The sequence below is a fragment of the Polaromonas sp. P3_B4 genome (assembly GCF_056402835.1).
The window spans coordinates 799,368-821,755 of record NZ_JBFUGQ010000001.1; the positions used below are offsets into that span (position 1 = coordinate 799,368).

General features: G+C 60.9%; 21 protein-coding genes. 7 read left to right on the forward strand and 14 right to left on the reverse strand.

All coding sequences use genetic code 11. From position 1 onward, the window contains the following. The first annotated feature begins 12 nt into the window (after positions 1-12). From AC1DVV_RS03945 to AC1DVV_RS03960, 4 genes are all read left to right on the forward strand, one after another. Positions 13-660 (forward strand): hypothetical protein, encoded by a 648-nt coding sequence (locus AC1DVV_RS03945; protein ID WP_457278886.1) that lies wholly within the window; start codon positions 13-15, stop codon positions 658-660. A 129-nt stretch (positions 661-789) separates the two neighbouring features. Further along, the gene (locus AC1DVV_RS03950) at positions 790-2,580 is read left to right on the forward strand and encodes an acyl-CoA dehydrogenase (RefSeq protein WP_457306790.1); all 1,791 of its coding nucleotides are present in this window, start codon (positions 790-792) and stop codon (positions 2,578-2,580) included. Positions 2,581-2,679: 99 nt separating this feature from the next. Continuing rightward, positions 2,680-3,642, forward strand: a complete 963-nt coding sequence (locus AC1DVV_RS03955; protein WP_457278884.1) for an NAD(P)H-dependent flavin oxidoreductase — start codon at positions 2,680-2,682, stop codon at positions 3,640-3,642. 45 nt (positions 3,643-3,687) lie between these two features. After that, on the forward strand, positions 3,688-4,803 hold the full coding sequence (locus tag AC1DVV_RS03960) for an acyltransferase family protein (RefSeq protein WP_457278883.1): 1,116 nt from the start codon (positions 3,688-3,690) through the stop codon (positions 4,801-4,803). A gap of 71 nt (positions 4,804-4,874) precedes the next feature. On the opposite strand, the gene AC1DVV_RS03965 is transcribed toward AC1DVV_RS03960, so the two are convergent. Both AC1DVV_RS03965 and AC1DVV_RS03970 read right to left on the reverse strand, forming a co-directional pair. Then, a complete protein-coding gene (locus AC1DVV_RS03965) occupies positions 4,875-5,222 on the reverse strand; it encodes a DOPA 4,5-dioxygenase family protein (RefSeq protein WP_457278882.1) in 348 nt (115 codons plus the stop codon). A 75-nt stretch (positions 5,223-5,297) separates the two neighbouring features. After that, complete coding sequence (locus AC1DVV_RS03970) at positions 5,298-5,564, reverse strand: hypothetical protein (RefSeq protein ID WP_457278881.1); 267 nt, start codon at positions 5,562-5,564, stop codon at positions 5,298-5,300. A gap of 149 nt (positions 5,565-5,713) precedes the next feature. Here AC1DVV_RS03970 and AC1DVV_RS03975 point away from each other — a divergent pair, with 149 nt between their 5' ends. Together AC1DVV_RS03975 and AC1DVV_RS03980 are read left to right on the forward strand one after the other, a co-directional pair. Further along, positions 5,714-6,811 carry a PA0069 family radical SAM protein gene (locus tag AC1DVV_RS03975; protein ID WP_457278880.1) on the forward strand — a complete coding sequence of 366 codons (1,098 nt, stop codon included), beginning with the start codon at positions 5,714-5,716 and terminating at the stop codon, positions 6,809-6,811. Positions 6,812-6,901: 90 nt separating this feature from the next. After that, positions 6,902-7,342 (forward strand): GNAT family N-acetyltransferase, encoded by a 441-nt coding sequence (locus AC1DVV_RS03980; RefSeq protein ID WP_457278879.1) that lies wholly within the window; start codon positions 6,902-6,904, stop codon positions 7,340-7,342. A 21-nt stretch (positions 7,343-7,363) separates the two neighbouring features. Here the strand turns inward: AC1DVV_RS03980 and AC1DVV_RS03985 are convergent, their stop codons facing one another. The 10 genes from AC1DVV_RS03985 to AC1DVV_RS04030 form a co-directional block, all read right to left on the reverse strand. Beyond that, positions 7,364-8,032 (reverse strand): amino acid ABC transporter permease, encoded by a 669-nt coding sequence (locus AC1DVV_RS03985; protein WP_457278878.1) that lies wholly within the window; start codon positions 8,030-8,032, stop codon positions 7,364-7,366. Between the two features lie 95 nt (positions 8,033-8,127). Next, on the reverse strand, positions 8,128-8,925 hold the full coding sequence (locus AC1DVV_RS03990) for a transporter substrate-binding domain-containing protein (RefSeq protein ID WP_457278877.1): 798 nt from the start codon (positions 8,923-8,925) through the stop codon (positions 8,128-8,130). Positions 8,926-9,056: 131 nt separating this feature from the next. Further along, positions 9,057-10,736 carry a phosphoethanolamine transferase gene (locus tag AC1DVV_RS03995; RefSeq protein ID WP_457278876.1) on the reverse strand — a complete coding sequence of 560 codons (1,680 nt, stop codon included), beginning with the start codon at positions 10,734-10,736 and terminating at the stop codon, positions 9,057-9,059. Between the two features lie 47 nt (positions 10,737-10,783). After that, a complete protein-coding gene (fghA, locus tag AC1DVV_RS04000; RefSeq protein WP_457278875.1) occupies positions 10,784-11,656 on the reverse strand; it encodes an S-formylglutathione hydrolase in 873 nt (290 codons plus the stop codon). Positions 11,657-11,661: 5 nt separating this feature from the next. After that, complete coding sequence (locus tag AC1DVV_RS04005; protein ID WP_007868626.1) at positions 11,662-12,768, reverse strand: S-(hydroxymethyl)glutathione dehydrogenase/class III alcohol dehydrogenase; 1,107 nt, start codon at positions 12,766-12,768, stop codon at positions 11,662-11,664. Between the two features lie 313 nt (positions 12,769-13,081). Further along, a complete protein-coding gene (locus AC1DVV_RS04010) occupies positions 13,082-14,299 on the reverse strand; it encodes a glycerophosphodiester phosphodiesterase (RefSeq protein ID WP_457278874.1) in 1,218 nt (405 codons plus the stop codon). A 121-nt stretch (positions 14,300-14,420) separates the two neighbouring features. Then, positions 14,421-15,566: a molecular chaperone DnaJ gene (gene dnaJ, locus AC1DVV_RS04015; RefSeq protein WP_457278873.1), complete on the reverse strand. Its 1,146-nt coding sequence runs from the start codon at positions 15,564-15,566 to the stop codon at positions 14,421-14,423. Between the two features lie 158 nt (positions 15,567-15,724). After that, entirely contained in the window at positions 15,725-17,668 is a 1,944-nt protein-coding gene (dnaK, locus tag AC1DVV_RS04020) for a molecular chaperone DnaK (protein WP_457278872.1), read from the reverse strand. Between the two features lie 163 nt (positions 17,669-17,831). Next, entirely contained in the window at positions 17,832-18,392 is a 561-nt protein-coding gene (gene grpE, locus AC1DVV_RS04025; RefSeq protein WP_457278871.1) for a nucleotide exchange factor GrpE, read from the reverse strand. A gap of 363 nt (positions 18,393-18,755) precedes the next feature. Continuing rightward, on the reverse strand, positions 18,756-19,457 hold the full coding sequence (locus tag AC1DVV_RS04030; protein ID WP_457278870.1) for a GntR family transcriptional regulator: 702 nt from the start codon (positions 19,455-19,457) through the stop codon (positions 18,756-18,758). Positions 19,458-19,644: 187 nt separating this feature from the next. Here AC1DVV_RS04030 and AC1DVV_RS04035 point away from each other — a divergent pair, with 187 nt between their 5' ends. Beyond that, positions 19,645-20,670, forward strand: a complete 1,026-nt coding sequence (locus tag AC1DVV_RS04035) for a Bug family tripartite tricarboxylate transporter substrate binding protein (protein ID WP_457278869.1) — start codon at positions 19,645-19,647, stop codon at positions 20,668-20,670. 115 nt (positions 20,671-20,785) lie between these two features. Here the strand turns inward: AC1DVV_RS04035 and AC1DVV_RS04040 are convergent, their stop codons facing one another. Beyond that, entirely contained in the window at positions 20,786-21,094 is a 309-nt protein-coding gene (locus tag AC1DVV_RS04040; protein WP_457278868.1) for a winged helix-turn-helix transcriptional regulator, read from the reverse strand. 229 nt (positions 21,095-21,323) lie between these two features. Next, positions 21,324-22,388: a Gfo/Idh/MocA family protein gene (locus AC1DVV_RS04045; protein ID WP_457278867.1), complete on the reverse strand. Its 1,065-nt coding sequence runs from the start codon at positions 22,386-22,388 to the stop codon at positions 21,324-21,326.

Genomic DNA, 22,388 nt, shown 5'->3' on the forward strand with positions numbered 1-22,388 from the left:
GGCCAGCGCGACATGAAAGCCAAGCAGCAACCCGGCCAATCCGGCATGAGGCGAGGCGCATGCATGGCCTTGATGCTGGCGGGCTTGCTCCTCGCTGCGTGCGCGGGGCTTGACCGCAAAGTCGAACAGGTCAGCGTCAAGTCGGACATCAAGGAGCCTGTGACGTCTTTGGCCCTGGTTTTTGTGACCCCCGAGTGGGCCAACCAAAACCCGGACCTGGTCAAAGGCTACAGGCTCTCGGGTGTACTCGACAACCGCCTGATGAACCAAAGTGTTGGGCACGCCGCAGACTTCATGCAGCTCAACGGAGTTCCCGCAAAGTACGCAGGCACGTTCGGCCAGCGTTCCAATATCAGGGGCGTGCTGGGCGAATGGTCCGGCCAGGGTTACAACACGCTGCTGTTTGTTCCGATGGGCTCTACCGTCACCTCCCAGGGCCATGAAGCCCGCAGGGGTTCTACCCGTTACCGCGTGACGCTGTACAGCAAGAAGCTCGTGCCCATGCTGGAGTTTCAGGATGCGTTTTACGCCTCGGCCCCGGATTCGGGTCATGTGGACCTGATGGCAGCGGGCTGGCTCAATGCCTTGATGGACAACGGTTATGTCGTGCGGAAATCCGAAAAACTGGTGGAACCTCCAGTTCGTGATTTTTCGCCCTAGATTCAAGAGTTCACCTGGCAATTGAGACCCCGATTTCGCCTGGGGTATCCCAAGCCGACAGGCCATGGCGGCGCACCGATTTTTACCCTGCCTTCGCCGGGCATAAGACAACTTTCCGGAGACAAAAACATGACATACAAGGCCCCCCTCAAGGACATGCTGTTTGACATCAAACACCTGGCCAACATCGAACAGATCGCGCAAATCCCCGGCTTTGAAGAAGCCGGCTTCGACACCGCGCAAGCGGTGCTCGAAGAATGCGCCAAGTTCAACGAGGGCGTGCTGGCTCCGCTCAACCGTGACGGTGACATCAATCCGTCGAGCTTTCAATCCGGCGAAGTCACCACCACGCCTGGCTTCAAGGAGGCCTTCCGCCAATACGTCGAAGGCGGCTGGCAAGGGCTGCAGCACCCGGCTGATTTTGGCGGTCAGGGTTTGCCCAAAACCATAGGCGCAGCGTGCGGTGAAATGCTCAATTCCGCCAACATGAGTTTTGCGCTGTGCCCGCTGCTCAGCGACGGCGCCATTGAAGCCCTGCTCACGGCCGGCTCCGACGACCTCAAGGCGGTCTATCTTGAAAAGCTGGTGAGCGGCCAGTGGACTGGCACCATGAACCTGACCGAGCCGCAAGCTGGTTCGGACCTCGCCATGGTGCGCAGCCGTGCCGAGCCGCAGCCCGACGGCACGTACAAGGTTTTCGGCACCAAGATCTTCATCACCTATGGTGAGCACGACATGGCCGAGAACATCGTGCATCTGGTGCTCGCCCGCGTGACCGGCGCGCCCGAAGGCGTCAAGGGCATTAGCCTCTTTGTCGTGCCCAAGTTCATGGTCGGCAAAGACGGCGCACTCGGTGCACGCAACGACGTGCACTGCGTGAGCATCGAGCACAAGATGGGCATCAAGGCGTCGCCCACTGCCGTGCTGCAGTACGGCGACCATGGCGGCGCCGTAGGCTACATCGTCGGTGAAGAAAACCGCGGCCTCGAGTACATGTTCATCATGATGAACTCGGCGCGCTACGCCGTGGGCATGCAAGGCATCGCGATTGCCGAACGCGCCTACCAGAAAGCCGTGGAATTTTCCAAAGACCGCGTGCAAAGCCGACCGGTTGACGGCTCCATCAAGGCCAGCGCGCCCATCATTCACCACCCGGACGTGAAGCGCATGCTGATGACCATGCGAGCCTACATCGAAGGCTGCCGCGCCATGGCTTCTGTCGCTGCTGCGGCGTATGACGCAACGCATCACCACCCCGATGCGGATGTGCGCAAGCAGAACCAGGCGTTTTACGAATTCATGGTGCCACTGGTCAAGGGCTACAGCACCGAGATGAGCCTGGAAGTGACGTCGCTGGGTGTGCAGGTGCATGGCGGCATGGGCTTTATTGAAGAAACCGGCGCCGCCCAGTACTACCGCGACGCCAAGATTCTGACCATCTACGAAGGCACGACCGCCATCCAGGCCAACGACCTGATTGGCCGCAAGACTTCGCGCGATGGCGGCCAGACGGCCAAGGCGATTGCCGCGCAGATCGAAAAAACCGAAGGCGAGCTGCTCAAGCAGGGCAGTGCTGACGCGCTGGCCGTGGCCAAGCGCCTGAAGGCCGCGCGCCTGGCATTCATCGATGTGGTGGATTTCGTGGCCGGCAACACCAAAGCCAGCCCCAACGCCGTGTTTGCCGGCAGCGTGCCTTACCTCATGCTCGCGGGCAATGTGGTGGCCGGCTGGCAGATGGCGCGTTCGCTGCTGGTGGCGCAAGAACAAATCGCCCAAGGCATCGACGTCGCCTTCATGCAGGCCAAGATCACCACCGCACGTTTTTATGCTGACCACCTGCTGACCAAGGTGCCCGGCGTGCGCGACAGCATTGTCGATGGTGCAGACAGCGTCACGGCGCTGGCGCTGGACGCGTTCTGACCCCCGTACACACTGCTATTTATTTGATAGCTGTTAGCGCCCGTCAGTAAAGGGCTGCAGCATGTTTTTTCTTGAATTCAGAATAACAACGGAGCCACCATGTCCAGACTGCCCGGCGCATTGAACAAGCTGCCTTTGCCCATCATCGGTTCACCGCTCTTCATCATCAGCAATCCCAAGCTGGTCATCGCGCAGTGCAAAGCCGGCGTGGTGGGCGCCATGCCCGCGCTCAACGCTCGGCCCGCGTCGCAGCTTGATGAGTGGCTGGCCGAGATCACCGAGGCACTGGCAGCCCACAACAAGGCCAACCCTGACAAGCCGGCGGCGCCTTTTGCCATCAACCAGATCGTGCACAAGTCCAACGACCGCCTGGAGCACGACATGGAAATGTGCGTGAAGTACAAGGTGCCCATCTACATCACCAGCCTGGGTGCACGCGAAGACATCAACGCTGCCGCCCACAGCTACGGCGGCGTGGTGCTGCACGACATCATCAACAACAAGTTCGCGCGCAAGGCCATTGAAAAAGGCGCCGACGGCCTGGTCGCCGTGGCCGCCGGTGCGGGCGGCCATGCGGGCGTCAAAAGCCCGTTCGCGCTGATCCAGGAAATCCGCCAGTGGTTTGACGGCCCTCTGGCGCTGTCGGGCGCCATCTCCACCGGCGGCGCGGTTCTGGCTGCGCAGGCCATGGGCGCCGACTTTGCCTATATCGGTTCGGCGTTCATCGCGACGGACGAAGCGCGCGCCGCCGACGCCTACAAGCAGGCCATCGTTGACGGAAATTCCGACGATATCGTCTACAGCAGCCTTTTTACCGGCGTGCACGGCAACTACCTCGCACCGTCGATTCGCGCTGCTGGCATGGACCCTGAGAACCTGCCCGAAGGCGACGTCAAGACCATGAACTTCGGCGGCGGCGAAGGCAGCAAGTCCAAAGCGTGGAAAGACATCTGGGGTTGCGGCCAGGGCATTGGCTCTGTCAGCAAGGTCCAAAGCGCCGCGGCCTTTGTGGACCAGCTCAGGCGCGAGTACGAGCAGGCACGCAAACGGGTCTGCGCTTAAGCGCCATCGCTACCTTTGAGCAGCGCTGCGCCTGAAATACCCGCCTTGACCACCGCGACCCGACGCTTTCCCGGCATGGATGCCCTCAAAGGGCTGGCCTGCGTACTCATTGTTTTGCATCACCTGGCTTTTTACGGCCCGATGTCGGATGTGGTGCACCCGTTTGCACCGGCCTTGATGGACTGGCTTTACGACTACGGCCGCATGGCCGTGCAGGTGTTCCTGGTCGTGAGCGGTTTTCTGGCGGCGGCCTCGCTGGCGCCGCAGGGTGTGGCCGTGTTCGGCTCATCTGGTGCCCTGATTTTTCGCCGCTACTGGCGGCTCGTCAAACCTTATGGGGTGGCGCTGGCCGTGAGTATGCTCGTGGCCGCGTTGGTCAGGCCCTGGTTCGCACATCATTCGGTGCCGGAGGCTCCCACGGTGCACCAGCTGCTCGCCCATGTCCTGTTGCTGCAGGACCTGCTCGGACAGGATGCGCTTTCTGCTGGAGTCTGGTACGTGGCCATCGACTTCCAGCTCTACGCCATGGCGGTTCTCATTTTTGCCTTTGCCCGGCGGTTCCAGTTTCAGCCGCATGACGGCGATGCAACGCATACCACTTCGGTTTCGGCCCCGCTCGGCGTGAGCCTCATCCTGTTGGTAGCCTTGGCTTCGCTGCTGTTTTTCAACCGCCTGCCGGCCTTTGATATCACCGCCCTCTATTTTTGCGGCTCCTATGCCCTGGGCATGCTGGCCTTCTGGGCCTCAAACCGCCTTGGCGCGCGGCGCAGCTTCTGGCTCGTGACCCTGGCGGTGATGGGCGGGCTGGCCCTGGCGCTGGATTTCAGGGGGCGCCTGGTGGTGGCACTGGTCACCGCCTTCGGCCTGGTCGGGCTGGCGGTGCTGCAGCCACAGTCCTGGCCGGTGCGATGGCTGCAGCAGCGCCGGCTGGTGCAGCTGGGCCAGATGTCCTACTCTGTGTTCCTCATCCACTTTCCGGTGTGCCTGCTGGTCAATGCCATCGTGAGCCATTTCTGGCCCACGCAGCTTGCGGCAAATGTGCTGGGCCTGCTGCTGGCCTTCCTGCTGTCGCTGCTGGCGGGCTGGGTGCTGTATCAGTCGGTGGAATCGCGGCCGATTCCTTTGCGGCCGCGCTGGTTGAGTCGCTTTTATTTGCGTTAAAAAGCAGCTCTTCGCCTTTCTGGACAAGCGCAACTAGCTATTGAATTAATAGCATTCAACCGGAGCCAGGCTCACTGCCTGAACATCTCCAGCTTCAATGCCGCAGGCTCACCCAGCCATGAGGCATGCGTGGTGTGGTCGGCCAGGTCGTCGCCGGTGAGCCCGTGCACAAACACATCCAGTCCGTCGCGGTGTTCTTCGAGCCAGGGAATGACGCTGTCAAACGCCGCGCGGTCAAATGCCAGCTGGCAACTCCAGCGCGGGTGCGGCCCCACCTCTCGTTCATGCACCCGCCCCACGGCAATCCCGAAAAGCGCACCGGCCTTTTCGCACAGGGCGCGTGCCTGCTCAACGGTGCCGGGCCCGAAGTACACATGGGCGTGGTAGCGGGCATAAAGGTTTTCGGGACGCTGGATCATGGTGAAACGGAAAGGGAGAAGAGGGACGGAAAAATGAAAAAAGGGGGCGTATCAATGACTGCATTGGATGAGTCCTCAGGCATCCTCCAGAAACGTCAGGGCCGGTAGCGGTGCATCGGGGTTTTCTTCTCGGGCTTTTGCATGCGTCTGCTTCATGCGCTGCCGGCAATGCGCCAGGTCTTTTACCTGAAACAGGAAAAACACCTCGGCCGCGTCTTCCGCGTTTTGCCAGAGGTGCTCCAGATACATGCCTTGCTTCGCATGTTCGTCCGCGTCCTTTTCCAGCTGCTGTTTAACGGCGGCCAGCGGCGCGCCGGTGAGTTTTACCAGTACGTGTGCCATGGGACGTCTCCTGCTTTAAACCCATTATTGCGGGCCCTGTTGCAGACATTTGCTAAAGGGTTTTTGTTTGAATATACTGTATTTATATACAGTATTTTTCTGCGACCTTGCCGGGCACTGCGCTTGCCCCCACCAAATCTTATTAATCCATGTCCGACGCCATCATCCCGCTACACGCCATCAAGGGCCGAGGCACTGCCACGCGCATGCCGCACCGGTTTGAAAAAGACGTGCGCAACGCATGGGACGACGGCTGGGGTACGCTGGAAGAAGGCGCGGCGGGCGAGGCGCCCCGGATCGAAACCACGGTCACGATGGAAGAAGCGCGCAGCGCCATTGTCGGCAACGATTCGCCCGATATCTTTTTTGACTACAGCATCAATCCCTACCGGGGCTGTGAGCATGGCTGTGTGTACTGTTATGCGCGGCCCACACACAGCTACCTCAATCTTTCGCCTGGGCTGGACTTTGAAACCAGGATCATCGCCAAGCGCAACATTGCCGAGGTGCTGCGCGCCGACCTGCGCAAACGCAGCTATGTTCCCAAGCTGCTTAACATCGGCTCGGCCACAGACTGCTACCAGCCCGCCGAGCGCGAGCTGCGACTGACGCGCAGCATCATCGAGGTGATGCAGGAAGTGCGGCACCCGTTCTCTTTGATCACCAAATCCAGCGGCGTGGAGCGCGACCTGGACCTGCTGGCGCCGCTGGCCGCTGACAAGCTGGCCGCCGCCTACGTGACCATCACCACGCTCGACGGCGAACTCGCGCGCAAGCTGGAGCCGCGCGCGGCCGCACCGCACCGGCGCCTGCGCACCATCCGCACGCTGGCAGAGCACGGCGTTCCCGTCGGCGTCAGTGTGGCGCCGCAAATCCCATTTGTGAACGACGACATGGAGCATGTGCTGGAGGCCGCCTGGGAGGCCGGTGCGCGCAGCGCGTTCTATACCGTGATCCGTCTGCCCTGGGAAGTGGCACCCATCTTCAAGGAGTGGCTGGAGCTGCACTACCCGCAGCGCGCCGCGCGCATCATGGCGCGCATCCACGAAATGCGCGGCGGCAAGGATTACGACAGCGACTTTGCCTCGCGCATGAAAGGCCACGGCCTGTGGGCTGAACTCATCAAGCAGCGTTTTGAGAAAGCCTGCAACCGGATTGGCTTTAACCGCCAGCGCATTGAGCTGGATTTGAGCCGGTTCCGGCCGCCAGCGGCTGCGGGTGCCGAAGGGCAGGGCCGGCTGTTCTGAGGGGGCACGCGTCAGTTCGACGCGAGGGCTATAGTCCAAAAAAGCGTGTGCATCACGCCTCATACTGTTTGAAGATAAAAGGAGTTCACCTTGGCGCTTGACTGGAAATATTCATCGGAAGGCATGGTCGCCGCAGACTGGGAAGAACTGTCGAACCTTTACCGGATGGCCCCACTGGGCGACAAGAAGCCGGCCGACCTGCAGGTCGTATTCACCAACAGCATGTTCAAGTGTTTTGTGTACGACGCCGGCAAGCTGATTGCCGCCGGCCGTGCGGTGGCGGACGGCAAGGATTGCTCTTATATCTGCGACATCGCGGTAGCGCCGGACCGGCAGGGCTCCGGCATGGGCAAGGACATGGTCGCGGCGCTGGTGCGGCTTTCCGGCGGTCACAAAAAAATCATCCTCTACGCGGTGGCCGGCAAGGAACCGTTTTACCGCAAGCTTGGCTTTAGTCGCATGCTGACCGCGATGGCGATTTTTGCGAATACCGAGCAAGCGCTGCAAAGCGGTTTGATCAGCGATAACTGATCGGGCAACCGAGAGCCGGCCCTAACGCAGATAACTGCGGTTCAGCCTCACTTCAAGCTTTTTCTGCAGCGTTTCAAACGAGGCGCTCATGGCCCAGTAAATGCCCGCCGCCGCCAGGTACAGCGGAAAGGGCTGGAAGGTCGTGGCAATCACTTCCTTGGTCGCCAGCATCAGCTCGCCCACGGCAATCACCGACACCAGCGAGGTGTCCTTGATCAGGCTGATCAGGCTGTTGGAGAGACTGGGCACCGCCAGACGCAGGGCCTGCGGGCCGATCACATAGCGCAGTGTTTGCGCTTGTGTGAGGCCCAGGCTGCGGGCGGCGTTCCACTGCCCGTGTTCCACACCGTTGATCGCGCCGCGAATGGTTTCCGACAGGTAGGCTCCCACGTTCAGGCTCAGGCCCAGGATGCCCGCGCTGATCGGGTCGAACTGGATGCCGATGCTAGGCAGGCCGAAGTAAATGACGAAGAGCTGCACCAGCAGCGGCGTGCCGCGCATGCAGCTGACGTACAGCGTTGCAAACTGCGAAAGCCCAGGCACCTTCGCCAGTCGCGTCACGGCCACGATGGTACCGATGATGGCACCGAAGAATACAGATGCCACCGCCAGCAGCAGCGTCCACGCCGCGCCTTTGAGCATCAGTGGCAGGGCATCGCGCAGCAACTGGGTCAAGCCAGACAAATCCATGGGAGTCTCCACAAATAAAAACCCCGGCAGTGAGCCGGGGTTGCTTCAGGGCGCCTGCCGGAAAGCGGCGCGCGGCTGATCGAATGTTACTTCGGTTATTTCACGGCGACAGGCGGCTTGCTCACGTCGCGGTCAAACCACTTGGTGGATATCTTCGCGAAGCTGCCGTCGGCCTGCAGGTCGGCCAGCGCCTTGTCGATGGCGGCCTTGAACTTCGGGTTGTTCTTGACGAAGGGAATGCCGGATTTTTCAAGGTCGCCCACGGGCGCACCGGGCTTGAGCGGCAGCTTGGTTTGTTTGACGATGTAGGGAATCAGCAGGCTGTCGTTGAGCGCGGCGTCAATGCGGCCCAAAGCCAGGTCTTGCAAATACTCTTGCGCGCCGGGATAGGTCTTCACGTCAATGCCGCCGACTTTTTTGGCGATGTCGGCGTAGTTGGTGCCCTGGCCCAGGCCGAGCTTTTTGCCCTTGAGGTCGGCCAACGTCTTGAACTCGCGCTTTTCATCCTTGCGGATGATCAGTTGCGGTGCAGAGATGGTGTAGGGCTCGGAGAAGTCAAAGGTCTCCTTACGCTTGTCGGTGATGCCGACCTGGTTGATCACCACGTCGTACTTGCCGGCCTGCAGGCCTGCCAGGATGGCACTCCACTCGCTCGTGGAGAACTCGGCTTTGACGCCCAGCTTCTGCGCCAAGGCATTGGCCAGTTCCACTTCAAAGCCGGCGAGCTGGCCGCCTTCCTTGTAGTTGAAGGGCGGGTAGGTGCCTTCAAGTGCAACTTTGAGGGTGCCGCGCTGTTTGACGGTGTCGAGCAGGTCGGCTGCGCTGGCGCTGAGTGCGAGCGTCAAAAGAAGTGTGGAAGCGATGGTGGAGGCGGCAGCCTTGCGAATATTCATATTCAACCCTTGCATAAGAGAATTGTTATTGAGATGAAAAGTGAATATTAAATCTGCCGTCACATTGGTGCATGCAGGGCGACAAAGGCCCTACGGCGCATCCGGATGCTTCGCGGACGCTGAGCGCGGACTCAGGGCTTGGCGCAGTGGGCGTAGATGTCGAGCGCAGGCTTGTAGACGCTGGTCTGCACATTCATCAGGCCGAGCACCGAGTGGAAGTAATTGTCGTGGCTCACCATGGCGTCCAGTTGCTCCTTCAGGCATGCCGTCGTCAGCTTGTTGCGCTGCTCGAATGCGGGTGAGAGCCAGGTGATCCACGGCACGCGCTTTTGCACTTCAGGCGCAATGCCGTAGGGCATGCCGTGCAGGTAGAGGTTGTTCTCACCCAGCGACTCTCCGTGGTCGGCGAGGTAGAGCAGGGCAGGCGCGCTGCGCGCCTCTTGTGCCTTGAGCCACTGGATGGAAGACGCCAGCAATTTGTCGGTGTAGACGATGCTGTTGTCATAGGCATTGAGCAGGCCTTCGCGGCTGCAGCTTTGCAGCGCGTTGTCGGTGCACTCGGGCAGGAATTTTTTGACGGCTTGGGGCGAGCGCTTGTAATACGCCGGGCCGTGGCCACCCATCTGGTGCATCACGACCACCACGCCCTTGGCGCGGCGCTCGGCCGGCAGCGCGGCAATGCGTTCGTCAATGCCGTGCAGCATCACTTCGTCAAAACATTCGCCGCTGTCGCACAGGCCCGGTACTTTGAGCTGTATGGTGTTCACGTTGGGCACACGGTCGCACACGCCCTTGCAGCCAGACTGGTTGTCTATCCATAGCACGGCCAGGCCCGCGCGCTGCAGCACGTCCAGCATGCCCTCGTAATTGGCCGGGCGTGAGTCATAGGCTTCACGCCCGAAGTTGGAGAACATGCAGGGCACCGATGCGGCTGTGCTGGTGCCGCACGACCACGCGTTGCGCAGGCTCACGACGTTTTCATTTGCGAGCAGCGGGTTGGTGGGCCGGCTGTAGCCGTTGAGTGAAAAGTTGGCGCTGCGCGCTGTTTCACCCAGCACCAGCAACAGCAGCGGTGGCTTGGTTTGGGCTGTGTAATTGGCACCGAGTTTTGCGTCTTCACCCAACGGCAACAGAGTGGATTCGTCGCGCTGAAAGGGCTTGGCCGCGATGGCGCCTAGCGCGTAATAGGAATTGAGTGGGTTGATGAGATAACGCACATGCGTGTAGTTGCGCATGACGGAGGCAATGCTCTGGAAAAACAGGAACACCACTAACACCAGCAGCACGCACGCTCCGGTCAGCGTGGCTGCGTTGGTGAGCATCTGTCGCACTGCGCCTGCACGTCTGACCTTCTGCCGCCACAAAAAGATCATCGGCAGGACCGCCAGCACCATCACCGTGGCCAGCAGTCGCCAGTTCAGCAGGTCACGTGTTTCGCGCACATCAGTCTGCAGCGTGTTGATCATCATGGTCTTGTCGATGACCACGCCATAAGTCACCATGAAATAGGCACCGAAAGCGGCCGACAGCAGAAAGACAGTGATGGCGGGCTTGAGTGTCCAGCGCCAGGCCAGCACGCTGAGCAGCGCGATGGTCGCCAGCGCAATCACCAGCGCCAAGGCGATGCTTATTACCACCGCCTGGCCCCCGGTAAGGCCCGGCAGGCGGGCCAGCTCGCGCCACAAGGCCACATTGCACACGGTCGCGATCCAGAGGCTTGCAATGACCACCAGCCACAGCGGCCGCATGCCTCGACGGTGTTGGTCAGGAGAGGAAAGGGGTCTGGACCCGGATGGCGGTTGCAGCGGCATAGCGCTGCATTGTATTTGCCCCACCTTAGGGCGGACTTATGCGCGCCTCAAGTGGCGGTGGTCAAACCCAGCTGCCGCGCATGGTGCCGCAGGTGTTCGGCCATAAAGGTCGCGATGAAATAGTAGCCGTGGTCATAGCCCGCATGGCGATGCAGCGCCAGTGGCTGGCCCGCTTTGACGCAGGCGGCTTCAAACAGCTCGGGGTACAACTGCTCGGCAAGGAATTTGTCGTCCAGCCCCTGGTCTATGCGTATGCCGCCAGGGTAGGGCGCTGCGGGCATGAGATTCATGATGGCGGTGGCGTCATGTTCGACCCACTGCAACTCATCGCTACCGAGGTAGCCGGTAAACGCCTTGCGGCCCCAGGGACACTGGCTGGGCGTGCAGATAGGTGCAAACGCCGAGACTGATTGAAAGAGATCCGGATGCCGGAGTGCCAGCGTCAACGCGCCATGGCCGCCCATCGAGTGGCCGAAGATGCCGATGCGACTGGCGTCCAGCGGCAAGGCGCTCGTCAGCAGTGGCAGCAGCTCTGCCGTGATGTAGCTTTCCATGCGGTAGTGCTGTGACCACGGCGCCTGTGTCGCATCAAGATAGAAGCCCGCGCCGCGGCCGAAATCCCAGCTGTCGGTCTCGCCCGGAATCTTTGCGCCGCGCGGGCTGGTGTCAGGCGCGATCAGCGCCAGGCCCAGCTCGGCGGCTACGCGCTGCGCACCGGCTTTGATCATGAAAGTTTCTTCGTTACAGGTCAGGCCCGCCAGGTAGATCAACGCCGGCACCTTCTCCCCAGCCATGGCTTGCGGCGGCAGGAAGACCGAAAACTTCATCGGCAGGCCGACCTCGCGCGAGTCGTGCTGGTAGAAGCGTTGTACGCCGCCGAAGCAGCCGTGTTCGCTGAGGAGTTCGAGGGGTGTTGTCATGTCGCTTAGTACAGGACCACACCGCGGATGGACTCACCGGACTTCATCAAATCAAAACCTTTGTTGATGTCCTCCAGCGGCATGGTGTGCGTGATCAGGTCGTCGATATTGATCTTGCCTTCCATGTACCAGTCGACGATTTTGGGTACATCAGTGCGGCCGCGCGCGCCGCCGAAGGCCGAGCCTTCCCATTTGCGGCCGGTTACCAGCTGGAAGGGGCGGGTGCTGATCTCGGCGCCGGCTTCGGCCACGCCGATGATGATGCTGCGGCCCCAGCCCTTGTGTGTGCATTCCAGCGCCTGGCGCATCACCTTGGTGTTGCCTATGCATTCAAAGCTGTAGTCGGCGCCGCCGTCGGTGAGTTGCACGATGGCGTCGACGACGTTTTCGGTGTCCTTGGGGTTGATGAAATGCGTCATGCCGAACTTGCGCGCCATCTCCTGCCGCGCGGGGTTAATGTCCACACCGATGATCTTGTCGGCACCCACCATCTTCGCACCCTGGATCACATTGAGGCCAATGCCGCCCAGGCCGAACACGACGACGTTGGCGCCGGCTTCCACCTTGGCAGTAAAGAGCACTGCGCCTATGCCGGTGGTGACGCCGCAGCCGATGTAGCAGACCTTGTCAAAGGGAGCGTCTTCGCGGATTTTGGCCAGCGAAATTTCAGGGGCGACGGTGTAGTTGCTGAAGGTGCTGGTGCCCATGTAGTGAAAGATGGGTTTGCCGTCCAGGCTGAAGCGGCTTGTGGCGTCGGGCATCAGGCCCTTGCCCTGCGTGCCGCGAATCAGCTGGCACAGGTTGGTTTTGCGCGAAAGACAGAACTTGCATTGCCGGCACTCGGGCGTGTAGAGCGGGATGACGTGGTCGCCTTTTTTGAGCGTTGTCACGCCGGGGCCGACGTCAACCACAATGCCCGCGCCTTCGTGGCCGAGGATGGCTGGGAAGATGCCTTCCGGGTCGGCGCCCGAGAGCGTGTAGTAATCGGTATGGCAGATGCCGGTGGCCTTGATCTCGACGAGCACCTCTCCGAACTTCGGGCCTTGCAGGTCCACGGTTTCAATGGTCAGGGGCTGGCCTGATTTCCAGGCAACGGCGGCTTTGGTTTTCATGGTGTGTTGGCTTGCGCTTGAAGTGAGTGGGGATGAGGTTCCGTGCGTAGGTCACTATAAGCCAGTCACCGTCGCTGAGTCTCCCCTGAAGCCGTATCTTCATGGGCCCGATGTTTCATTTTGAGAAAAGCTGGGCCATGCACCCGGGCTGTGTCGCCGACCCTAAGGCTGGAATATGCCGCGCATCGTGGGAGCAGAGCCTTCATGGCCTTCTCTGTAAATGAAAAAGCTGCCTGGCCCATTAAACATGAGCGCAAGCAGCTATTAATTTCATAGCATTGAGGTCTGGCGAGTGATACCCGCCACGGCTTGCTCAGCGGCCGGCTTCTTTCAGATACTGCGTCCGGGCGGCGATGGCAGTGTCGGTGAAGTCGGTGAACACGCCGTCAACGCCTGTGCGGTAAAAGGCCAGGTACTCGGCCTTGGCATCGCCCTGGTAGTCGCTGGCCAGGCGGCGCGACTCGTTACGGAAGGTGAAGGGATGAACGAACAGGCCTGCTTTGTGCGCATCGGCGACGAAGCTGGTGGCTGGCTGCGAGGTGGAGTCCGCGTCGTTGAGCTTGCCGTCGCGGTTGATGTCGACCTGCTTGCCGTCGGCGCCGAAGGTGCCCTTGGTGCTGATGATGTAGCGCTTCCAGGGGCCGATGCCATCGGCGTAGGTCTTGATCTCGGCCAGGCCCGCTGGTGTGACCATGGCGCTGAAGAAACGCTTGTCGCCGGCCTTGGTCCAGTCGTAAGGGCGGTCGCTCGGCACGGCAAAGGTCACGCGGCCGGTTTTCGGGTCAATGCCGTCGCCGTCGACGAGCTGGATCAGTTTCGTATTGAGGCCCTTGCTCTTCATGTACTTCAGGCTGCCGGGTTCAAACGACTGCACATAGATGGGCGCGGTCTTGCTGTTCCATCCGGCGGCGTTGATGATGGCAATCAGCTTGTCTTCCATCGGCAGGCCGAGTTCCCGGAAGTAGGTCGGGTTCTTGGTTTCCGGGTAGATCGCAATCGTGCGGCCGGTTTTCGCGGACTGGGCTTTGGCCATGTCCACCACTTCCTGGAGGGTGGGGATTTTGTACTGGCCATTGAACTGCTGCGGGCGCTCGGCGTCGGTCGAGATCGCCCCCAGGGTGCGAATCTCGGCCAGTGTGAAGTCGTTGCTGAACCAGCCGGTCTGCGTTTCGCCGTCGACCTGGATGGTCTTCTTGCGTGAAGCGAACTCCGGATGTTTGGCCACGTCGGTGCTGATGGCCAGGTTGGGGTCGTGGCGGGTGATCAGCACGCCGTCCTTGGTCACGACCAGGTCCATCTCGATCACGTCGGCGCCGAGTTCGATCGCCCGCACATAGGCTTCCATCGTTTCTTCCGGCACATAACCGGAAGCGCCGCGGTGGGCGATGACCAGTGGCGCCTTGCCGTCAAGGGTGGGCAGGCCTGCTTGTGATGTTGTGCCTGAGGAGGAGCAAGCGGTGAGTAGTACGCTGCTGCAAATAAGGGCGAGCAGGCTACCTTGCTTCACGGCCTGGCGGGTCGATACGGTCATGGGTGTTTCCGGAGTTAAAGGGCTGATCGTATGTGTCTGATCACGACAGGCGTGTGACAGTGTGTAGCGCCCGGCCATAAAAAATGCCGGAGCAGGTCCGGCATTTTCTGGGGCGCGGGGATCAGGCGCTGAAGAAGCTCTTGAGCTTGTCGGCCCAGCCTTCTTCGCTGGGTGAATGCTTGGCTCCGCCTTTTTTCAGCGACTCGTCCAGCTCCTTGAGCAGCTTGCGCTGGTGCTCGGTCAGTTTGACCGGTGTCTCGACCGTGATGTGGCAATACAGGTCACCCGGGTAGCTGGAGCGCACGCCCTTGATGCCCTTGCCGCGCAGACGGAACTGTTTGCTCGCCTGGGTGCCTTCGGGAATGTCGATGGCCGCTTTGCCGGCGAGTGTCGGCACTTCAATTTCGCCGCCCAGTGCGGCAGTGGTGAAGCTGATGGGCACGGCGCAGTGCAGGTCGTCACCGTCGCGCTCGAAGATGTCGTGCTTCTTCAGGCGGATCTCGATGTAGAGGTCGCCGGGCGGGCCGCCGTTGGTACCCGGCTCGCCATTCCCAGTGGAACGGATGCGCATGCCGTCGTCGATGCCCGCGGGGATTTTGACTTCGAGTGTCTTGTTGTTCTTGGTCTTACCCACACCGTGGCAGGTCACGCAAGGTTCGGGAATCAGCTTGCCGGTGCCTTTGCACTGCGGACAGGTCTGCTGCACGCTGAAGAAACCCTGGCGCATCTGCACCACGCCGTGGCCATGGCAAGTGGTGCAGGTCACCACCTTGGTGCCGGGCTTGGCGCCGCTGCCGTGGCAGGTATTGCAGTCGTCCCAGCTCGGAATGCGAATCTGTGCGTCCTTGCCGTTAGCGGCTTCTTCGAGCGTGACTTCCATGGCGTAGCTCAAGTCGCCGCCACGGTAAACCTGCCGGCCACCGCCACGTTGTGCCCCGCCGCGCTGGCCGCCGAACACGTCGCCGAAGATATCGCCAAAGGCTTCGGCAAAGCCGCCAAAGCCTTCCGCACCCGGGCCACCGCGCATGTTGGGGTCTACACCGGCGTGGCCGTACTGGTCATAGGCCGCGCGCTTGTTCTCGTCGGAAAGCATCTCGTAGGCTTCTTTGGCCTCCTTGAATTTTTCTTCGGCAACCTTGGACGCATCCCCCTGGTTGCGGTCGGGGTGGTGCTTCATCGCGAGTTTGCGATATGCCTTCTTGATGTCTTCATCGCTGGCGTTTTTGGCAACGCCCAGCGTGTCGTAATAGTCTTTTTTGGTGGCCATGGCAGGTCAGTCAGGAATCGTTGTTGTGAGGGTCAGCGGGAAACGCAAAAGCGGAAATCCTGGATTGCTCCCGGTTTTCCGCCTTTGCTGGCTGCCTTTGCCGTCTGCTTTTGCATGCAGTTATCGCGCCAATGCAGGGGTGCTTTGTAAAAAAGCGCTTAGCCCTTTTTGACTTCCTTGACTTCAGCGTCCACGACATTGTCGTCGACCGGTTTGGCTTCAGCCTGGGCGGCGCCCGCTGCGCCTGCGTCACCACCGGCTGCCGCCTGCGATGCCTGCATGTCGGCGTACATTTTTTCGCCGAGCTTCTGGCTGGCTTCCATCAGGGCCGTGTTCTTGGCGTCGATGGCGGCCTTGTCGTCGCCAGTGAGCGCTTCTTCCATGTCCTTGATGGCGGCTTCAATCTTTTCCTTCTCGCCGGCTTCGAGCTTGTCGCCGTATTCACCCAGCGATTTCTTCACGCTGTGCACCATGGCTTCAGCGTTGTTCTTGGCGGTGACGAACTCGACTTTTTTCTTGTCTTCTTCGGCGTTCAGCTCGGCGTCTTTCACCATCTGCTGGATTTCAGCTTCAGACAAACCTGAGTTGGCCTTGATGGTGATCTTGTTTTCCTTGCCGGTGCCCTTGTCTTTGGCGCCGACGTGCAGGATGCCGTTGGCGTCGATGTCGAAGGACACTTCGATCTGCGGCGTGCCGCGTGCTGCGGGCGGAATCCCCTCGAGATTGAACTCGCCCAGGCCCTTGTTGCCCGAAGCGATTTCGCGCTCGCCCTGGAACACCTTGATCGTCACGGCCGGCTGGTTGTCTTCAGCGGTCGAGAAGGTCTGTGCGAACTTGGTCGGGATGGTCGTGTTCTTCTTGATCATCTTGGTCATCACGCCGCCCATGGTTTCGATACCGAGGGACAGCGGGGTGACGTCCAGCAGCAGCACGTCGGTGCGGTCGCCGGAGAGGACCTGGCCTTGAATCGCTGCGCCCACGGCAACGGCTTCATCGGGGTTCACGTCCTTGCGGGGTTCCTTGCCGAAGAGCTCCTTGACCTTTTCCTGCACCTTGGGCATGCGGGTTTGGCCGCCGACCAAAATCACGTCATGGATGTCGGCCGCGCTGACGCCGGCATCCTTCATGGCGATGCGGCAAGGCGCAATCGTGCGCTCGATCAGTTCGTCGACCAGGCTTTCAAGCTTGGCGCGGGTCAGCTTGACCAGCAAGTGCTTGGGGCCGGTAGCGGGGTCGTGCGCGATGTAGGGAATGTTGACTTCGGTGGCTGGGCTGTTGGACAGCTCGATCTTGGCCTTTTCAGCCGAGTCTTTCAGGCGCTGCAGGGCCACGACGTCCTTCGACAGGTCGATGCCGCTGTCTTTCTTGAACTCGGCCACGATGTAGTCGATCACGCGCTGGTCGAAGTCTTCGCCGCCCAGGAAGGTGTCGCCGTTGGTAGACAGCACTTCAAACTGCTTTTCACCGTCGACGTCGGCGATTTCGATGATGGAGATGTCGAAGGTGCCGCCGCCCAGGTCATACACGGCGATCTTGCGGTCGCCCTTTTCCTGCTTGTCCAGGCCAAAGGCGAGAGCCGCTGCGGTGGGTTCGTTGATGATGCGCTTGACTTCAAGGCCGGCAATGCGGCCAGCGTCTTTGGTGGCCTGGCGCTGTGCGTCATTGAAGTACGCAGGCACCGTGATCACGGCCTCGGTGACCGGCTCGCCGAGGTAGTCTTCGGCGGTTTTCTTCATTTTGCGCAGGATGTCGGCGCTGACTTGCTGGGCCGACAGCTTCTTGCCGCGCACTTCCACCCAGGCGTCGCCATTGTCGGCGGCCACGATGGAATAAGGCATCAGCGCGATGTCCTTCTGGACTTCTTTCTCGCTGAACTTGCGGCCGATCAAACGCTTGACGGCGTACAGGGTGTTCTTGGGGTTGGTCACGGCCTGGCGCTTGGCAGATGCGCCAACCAGCACTTCGCCGTCTTCCTGGTAGGCGACGATGGAAGGGGTGGTGCGCACGCCTTCCGAGTTCTCGATCACGCGGGGGGTGTTGCCCTCCATGACGGACACGCAGCTGTTGGTGGTGCCGAGGTCAATGCCGATGATTCTTCCCATGATGATTTACTCCTGCTTTTTTGATTCGTTAAAGATTGAAGGTGGGGTGGCCGGGGCGTTTGAGGCCGCAGCCGCTGTGTGGATTAACTATGTTGATAACTTGTGGGTAAGTTGTGCGGCTTCAAGGGCTTCAACAAAGTTTTCAAGGTTTTTAAAGGGGGTTTTACTTGGGGGCTGCCACCGTGACCAAAGCGGGGCGCAGCACGCGCTCGGCGATCAGGTAGCCTTTTTGCAGCACGTTGACCACGGTGTTGGCTTCCTGGTCCGCCGGGACCATGCTGATGGCCTGGTGCTGGGTCGGGTCGAATTTGGTGCGAGGAGCCGGGTCGATGGCGACCACCTTGTTGCGCTCGAGTGCACTTTTCAGCTGCTTGAGTGTGGCTTCGGCGCCTTCGCGGATCTGCTCCGGCGTGACGTCCTTGATGGCGAGCCCGGCTTCCAGGCTGTCTGCTACCGGCAGCAGGCTTTCGGCGAAGCTTTCCAGGGCGTATTTGCGCGCCTTGGCCACTTCTTCATCCGCGCGGCGGCGGGCGTTTTCGGTCTCGGCCTTGGCGCGCAGGTAGCTGTCGGCCAGCTCGGTGTTTTTGGCCTGCAGCGTGGCGACTTCGGCTTGTGCGACCGTCAGCGCGTCAAACTCGTTGGCGGCCTGTGCCGCTTCCAGTTCTTCAGGGCTGGGCTCACCGCTAAGTGGTTGATTTTGTTCGGGTTGTGTATTGTCAGACATGCTCGAAGACAGGGTTGAAGCTGGTAATGTTTCCAGCTGGGGATGGCAAAGCCCTTTTCAAGACAGGGGCTTCGTTTTTGGTCCAGATAGTTTGGCTGCGGGTGCGCGGCCTGGGGCCCAGCGCGGTTGGGGGCCCTGCCGTCCCTATGTGGACCGGTGTGCCCCAGCCGTAGGAACTGGTTCGTGGCCTGAATTGTAGTGGCTGGCCACCCATGTTCCCGGCTAGCGGGGCTGGTTCTGGCTGTCCATCGAATGGCGCCCGAATGCAGGCCTTATGCTATGTTATTGATAGCTGCTTGCGCACGCCCACATTGAGCTGGAGGCCAAATCGTCGAAAACTCTGGTGAGGCGGTAAAAAAGGCCTCAAGGCGCTGCCGGTTTCTGCATGCGCGTCATGAGTTCGCGCTTGTTGTCACGGCTGCGGTGGGCATGCTCGCGCATCAGGGCTTCGGCGCGCGCCCCTTCACCGGCCAGCAGTGCGGCCAGCACATCTTCGTGGTCGGTTTGTGCGCGCTGGATGAACCCGTATTCGAGCAGAGGCAGGGCGCCGTTCAGGCTGAGCGCACCGGCGCCGGCCATCGGGGTTTTGCTGACATGGGCCAGTGCGGAGGTCAATGTGCTGTTGCCTGCGGCGTGCGCCAGGGCGCCATGAAAACGGGCGTTCATCGGTACCCAGCGGGCCGCGTCAATCACGTGACAGGCGGCCTGTGCTTGCTCCAGTAGCAGCCTGCCTTCTTCGACGCAGGCCTGCAGGGCCTCCCGGGTTTCGGGCGTAATGCCGCGCTCGGCCGCCTGCCGGGCCGCCATGCCTTCCAGTACGCCCCGCACGTCGACTGCATTGGCAATTTCGTCAACGCTGAATTGCCTGACGCGAAAGCCGCGTGTCGGCAGGCGTTCCAGCAGGCCTTCCTTTTCCAGCTCGCCGAGCGCAATACGGATCGGTGTGCGCGAAACCGCCAATTGGGCGGACAGCTCAAGCTCCACCATTCGTTCGCCCGGGGCCGCCTGGCCGCTGAGGATTCTTTGTCTCAACGTCTGCGTGGTGTATTCAATCTGGGAAGACATAGGCCCTGGGGGTAAATGGACGAACGACGAAAGTGGTTGAATTATTGCATGCAGTATCTTGATTTATTAGGGTTTATGAGGGTGATATACCAATTATTGCGTGCAATAAAATAAGGGTACTAAGTATTTTTTGCCTGCATGAACCATTCAATGCGCCGGTGACGGCGGCGAGCCTCAGGAGACACCCATGAAGAACCTGCCCCGCTTCAATCGCTTGCGTAAGTTTGCCCGCACGGCAGTCCAGCTGACTGCGGCTTGTGCGGCCTCACTTGTCTTCAACGGCTTGACAGTGGCATATGCCCAGCCGGCTGCAGCGTATCCCGGCAAGCCCGTCAAGCTCATCGTTCCTTTTCCGGCAGGCGGTGGTGGCGACACGTTGGCCCGACTGGTCATGCTGCGCGCGGCCAAAGAGCTCGGTCAGCCCATCGTGGTCGAAAACCTGGGCGGCGCCGGCGGAAACGTGGGCAGTGCAACAGCGGCCAAGGCGCCGGCCGATGGCTACACCTTGCTATACGGCACCAACGGCACACATGCCATCAACCATGCGATCTACAGGTCACCCGGCTTCAACCCGTCTCGCGACTTCGAGCCCGTGACCCAGCTCACCCGCATCGCCGCCATGGTGGTGGTGCGGCCCACGCTGCAGGTCAACTCCATGGCGGAACTCACCAAGCTGCTCAAGGCCAATCCGGGAAAATACACCTTTGGCTCCGCCGGCAATGGCACCACGTCCCACCTGGCCGGAGAAATCTACAAATCGCGCGCGGGCCTGGCGGTGGTGCACATACCTTACCGCGGCGGCGCACAGGCCATGACGGACCTGATGGGCGGGCAGGTCGACATGATGATCGAGGTCATGCCGAATGCCGCACCCCAGGTGAAAAGCGGACGTGTCAAACCATTGGCGGTGACGACAGCCACACGCGTGGCGGGCTGGCCGGATCTACCCACCATCGCGGAGTCGGGCTTGCCCGGATTTGATGTGAGCGCGTGGGACGCGATTTTTGTTCCGGCCGGAACGCCCAGGCCCATCATCAATCGTCTCAACGAAGCGATCCACAAAGCCCTGGCGGATCCGGAGTTGCGCGCACAGCTACAGTCGCGTGGTGCCGAGGTGGCGCCGGGCACCCCCGAGGAACTGGCCAGGCATATTGCTGGCAGCATGACCTTGTGGGGTGACGCGGTGAAGCGTTCCGGCGCTGCAGTGGATTAGGGCGCCGGGAAGTGCATGGATGAATACCTGATGAATGCCTGTTGATCGGTAAAACAGCGCAACAAAAAAGCGACCTTGAAGGTCGCTTTTTTTCGGGCCAGGCTGGCCAGGTAATTTACTTTTTCTTGGTCTGGCTGACGGCCCACTTGCCGGCAAATGCCTGCAGGTCGTTCAGGCGCTTGAGCAGGTCGGCGCCCAGCGTGGTGACCGTGTAGCCATCGCTGCCATGGCCAAGCAGGCCGGCTGCGCGCAATTCCTTGATGCGGGTATTGAGGGTGTTGGGTGTGATGCTGCCGATGCTGTCTTGCAGGAGGCGGAATGTCTGGGGATGGCCGTCTTTCAGGGCCCACAGCACGCGCAGTGCGTAGCGTGCTTCCAGCAGTTCAAGCAATTGGCCTACCGCTGCATTTTCTTTGGCACTCATCAGGTTATCTCCTCGGGTCACAGTTTGGTCACAGGGGGTTGTTAAGCAGAAAGCTTCGAAAGCTTGGGGCCAAATATAACGCAAATTGCTGACTGCTACGAGTTTTATAGCTGTCCACGCCCGCTGCAGTTGGACTGGGGCATGTTTGTGCCTTGGAAAACCCTGATGTGGCGAACACCGCAATGCGCTGGCAGGATCACCGGGTGGTGTCAAAGCACATTATTTTTACCTACATCACGGGGATCCGTGTTGCCGGATGAAGTGCTACAGCGCTGCCTGTTCTGGAGGACTCCATGATCGCTTCAATCACCTGTTGCACCCCAAGTGCGGAGCGCCCCGTCACGGCGGGTGCGCATCCATTCTGGACAGAGCGAATGAAATCCTGCAGCACGGCGCGATGAGCGGCATGGTCGAAGGCCATGGGGTTGGCGCCACCGCCGGAGGCCTGGCGTGCACCGGCGGTCAGCGTCTTTCCGCTGGAAAAAACCGCCTGCATTTCACCGCCTTCCAGCGTCACGGTGCCCTGGGTGAAGTTGAGTTCAACGCGCTCGGGAAAACCGGGGTAGGCCGCCGTAGTGGCCTGAACCACAGCGACCGCACCACTGCCGTAGTGCAGCAATGCGGCAGCCATGTCTTCGGCCTCCATGCTATGCACTGCGCTGGTGCTGGCAACTCCTGTGACGCGCTCCGGCATGCCGGTGAAGCTGAGCAGCAGGTCGAGCGTATGAATGGCCTGCGTGATCAGCACGCCGCCGCCGTCCCGCGCCAGGGTGCCGCGGCCGGGTTCATCGTAATAACTTTGCGGCCGCCACCACCGGATCGACGCGGCGGCGCTGACCAGCGGGCCCATAACGTCGTCACGCAGCAGTGCCGCCACGGCAAGGGCCGCGTCGCGCATGCGGTGCTGCAGCATCACCGCCAGCATGACCCCCGCAGTTTCGCAAGCCTCAACCAATGCATTGGCCCGGTTCAAATCAATTTCGAGCGGCTTTTCGACCAGCACATGCTTGCCCGCGCGCGCTGCCTGCTGCACGAGGTCCAGATGGGTATTGGGCGGCGTAAGAACCAGCACGGCTTTCACGCTGGCATCTTCCAGAATATCTTCCAGGCGTGTGGTTCGGCGCGCCCCTTGAGGCACTTCTACAGCGGCCAGCCGTTCGGCGTTCCGCCCATAAACCCATGCGACGTCTGCTTCACTGGCCAGGTCTTCAAGACTTCGGAAGTGAGGTGCAGAGCCCAGCCCTGCACCAATGACGGCGAGGCGCAGCCGCGCAGGGCTGGGTACGAACGGCAT

Coding starts and splice junctions, on each gene's coding strand:
- AC1DVV_RS03965 (WP_457278882.1), bottom strand. CDS start 5,222: ATGATCCAGCGTCCCGAAAACCTTTATGCCCGCTACCACGCCCATGTG.
- AC1DVV_RS04030 (WP_457278870.1), bottom strand. CDS start 19,457: ATGTCTTCCCAGATTGAATACACCACGCAGACGTTGAGACAAAGAATC.
- AC1DVV_RS03945 (WP_457278886.1), top strand. CDS start 13: ATGAAAGCCAAGCAGCAACCCGGCCAATCCGGCATGAGGCGAGGCGCA.
- AC1DVV_RS03970 (WP_457278881.1), bottom strand. CDS start 5,564: ATGGCACACGTACTGGTAAAACTCACCGGCGCGCCGCTGGCCGCCGTT.
- AC1DVV_RS04010 (WP_457278874.1), bottom strand. CDS start 14,299: ATGACCGTATCGACCCGCCAGGCCGTGAAGCAAGGTAGCCTGCTCGCC.
- AC1DVV_RS03995 (WP_457278876.1), bottom strand. CDS start 10,736: ATGCCGCTGCAACCGCCATCCGGGTCCAGACCCCTTTCCTCTCCTGAC.
- AC1DVV_RS03975 (WP_457278880.1), top strand. CDS start 5,714: ATGTCCGACGCCATCATCCCGCTACACGCCATCAAGGGCCGAGGCACT.
- AC1DVV_RS04035 (WP_457278869.1), top strand. CDS start 19,645: ATGAAGAACCTGCCCCGCTTCAATCGCTTGCGTAAGTTTGCCCGCACG.
- fghA (WP_457278875.1), bottom strand. CDS start 11,656: ATGACAACACCCCTCGAACTCCTCAGCGAACACGGCTGCTTCGGCGGC.
- dnaJ (WP_457278873.1), bottom strand. CDS start 15,566: ATGGCCACCAAAAAAGACTATTACGACACGCTGGGCGTTGCCAAAAAC.
- AC1DVV_RS04005 (WP_007868626.1), bottom strand. CDS start 12,768: ATGAAAACCAAAGCCGCCGTTGCCTGGAAATCAGGCCAGCCCCTGACC.
- AC1DVV_RS03955 (WP_457278884.1), top strand. CDS start 2,680: ATGTCCAGACTGCCCGGCGCATTGAACAAGCTGCCTTTGCCCATCATC.
- AC1DVV_RS04045 (WP_457278867.1), bottom strand. CDS start 22,388: ATGCCGTTCGTACCCAGCCCTGCGCGGCTGCGCCTCGCCGTCATTGGT.
- dnaK (WP_457278872.1), bottom strand. CDS start 17,668: ATGGGAAGAATCATCGGCATTGACCTCGGCACCACCAACAGCTGCGTG.
- AC1DVV_RS04040 (WP_457278868.1), bottom strand. CDS start 21,094: ATGAGTGCCAAAGAAAATGCAGCGGTAGGCCAATTGCTTGAACTGCTG.
- AC1DVV_RS03950 (WP_457306790.1), top strand. CDS start 790: ATGACATACAAGGCCCCCCTCAAGGACATGCTGTTTGACATCAAACAC.
- AC1DVV_RS03985 (WP_457278878.1), bottom strand. CDS start 8,032: ATGGATTTGTCTGGCTTGACCCAGTTGCTGCGCGATGCCCTGCCACTG.
- grpE (WP_457278871.1), bottom strand. CDS start 18,392: ATGTCTGACAATACACAACCCGAACAAAATCAACCACTTAGCGGTGAG.
- AC1DVV_RS03990 (WP_457278877.1), bottom strand. CDS start 8,925: ATGAATATTCGCAAGGCTGCCGCCTCCACCATCGCTTCCACACTTCTT.